The sequence below is a fragment of the Halomonas sp. IOP_31 genome (assembly GCF_021151495.1).
GTDB lineage: Bacteria > Pseudomonadota > Gammaproteobacteria > Pseudomonadales > Halomonadaceae > Modicisalibacter > Modicisalibacter zincidurans.
In genome coordinates this window covers 1-1,332 of sequence record NZ_JAIRBP010000082.1, presented here as the reverse complement: position 1 = coordinate 1,332, position 1,332 = coordinate 1, and the positions used below count along the sequence as shown (strand labels likewise).

General features: G+C 56.3%; 3 protein-coding genes. 2 read left to right on the top strand and 1 reads right to left on the bottom strand.

Annotation, left to right across the window (positions count from 1 at the left end; translation table 11 throughout):
- Together K7I12_RS17395 and K7I12_RS17390 are read left to right on the top strand one after the other, a co-directional pair.
- A partial coding sequence (locus tag K7I12_RS17395; protein WP_138143452.1) for a transposase occupies positions 1 to 118 on the top strand: 118 nt, incomplete at its 5' end.
- Complete coding sequence (locus K7I12_RS17390) at positions 115 to 948, top strand: tyrosine-type recombinase/integrase (RefSeq protein ID WP_231664811.1); 834 nt, start codon at positions 115 to 117, stop codon at positions 946 to 948. The genes K7I12_RS17395 and K7I12_RS17390, both read left to right, overlap by 4 nt.
- Before the next feature lie 11 nt (positions 949 to 959).
- Here the strand turns inward: K7I12_RS17390 and K7I12_RS17385 are convergent, their stop codons facing one another.
- Positions 960 to 1,202, bottom strand: coding sequence for a helix-turn-helix transcriptional regulator (locus K7I12_RS17385; protein ID WP_231664810.1), 243 nt, complete (start codon positions 1,200 to 1,202; stop codon positions 960 to 962).
- Positions 1,203 to 1,332 lie beyond the last annotated feature (130 nt).

Below are 1,332 nucleotides of genomic sequence, written 5' to 3'. Positions count from 1 at the left end.
TGTGCTGGAGGGCATGAACAATCGGATCAAGGTCATCAAACGGATGGCCTACGGGTACCGTGACACGGCGTACTTCTTCCTGAAGATCCGGGCCGCTTTTCCCGGCAAAGTGCGATGAACCAAAAGATCCGGCCAGTGGATATCAGTGAAATCCTGCGCGACGTGGCCAATGGCTATGACGACAATAAGCCCCGCCCAACCCTCTCAAATGACTTGATGCGTCTGTTGAGGAACCTGTTTGATCATGGCATCAAACTGGACGTCACCAGGTTCAACCCAGCCTCGCCATTCCGCCCCAGGGACGCCGGCGGGGAGGAGAAGGCCGCCAACTACCCAATGAATGAAGGCGAAGTCACCGAGTTCTTTACCAAACTCCGGGTGATTCCGGCGCAGTTCAGTCGAGAGAACTACTTGGCCTGTGCGTTGCTGATAGCGACTTGTACGAGAAAGATGGAGCTTTTGGCCGCGCCCTGGTCAGAATTCGATCTGGAGAACCGTATCTGGTACCTGCCCGAGGAAAGGACCAAAAAAAGAAGGGCCATCGATATCCCTTTGGCAGAGCCCGCCGTGGAATGGCTGAATGAGCTGAAGGTACGTTCCTGCGGTAGTGAGTGGGTATTTCCAGCTCGCAGGATCAGTAAAAAGGCACGGACTCCGCATGTGTGTGAAAACACGCTGAACCATGCGCTCAAGAAGCTCTTTGAGAAAAAACTCTTCTCATTCGACAAGCGCCGCGTCCACGATCTACGTGGCACGGCCAGGACGAAGCTGGGCAAGCTTGGTTTTGATGACAATCTGGCTCAGCGCTGCCTGAATCAACTGCCCGGCAACCGGACGGACCGGGTTTATAACAAGCATGCGTATTTTGAAGAGCGAAGAGCGGCTCACGAGGCGCTCTGCGAATGGTTAGCGCCCATCGTGAGAGGTGAAGTTAGTTCTGGAGAGTAAAAGGGGCCAAATCAAGCCCCTTGCTGCTCGATCCAGGCCAACAGATCCGATAACCGCCACGCCACCGAGTTGCAGCCTAGCTTGAGCCGTGCCGGAGCCGCTCGCTTTCGTTCCAAGGTCCACCACTGAGTTCGGCTGACGCTGGTAATCGCGCGGCGACCCCCCTCCCGGACCAGTCGCTCACACTGTCCAGAACGAGCCAGAAGCTTGGTGCGCACCTCTTCCGAAGGCGGACTGAAGGTTTTGTTACTCATTCTCCGTTACTGTTAATGGCCAAGTAAAGTGACCCAGTACCGGCCAACGCTTTTGACCCACCCCCGAGGTGGCAGCGCTGCCACCATCCACCTACCGTGTCGGCTCAGCCAAGGGTCGGGACGGAGATGT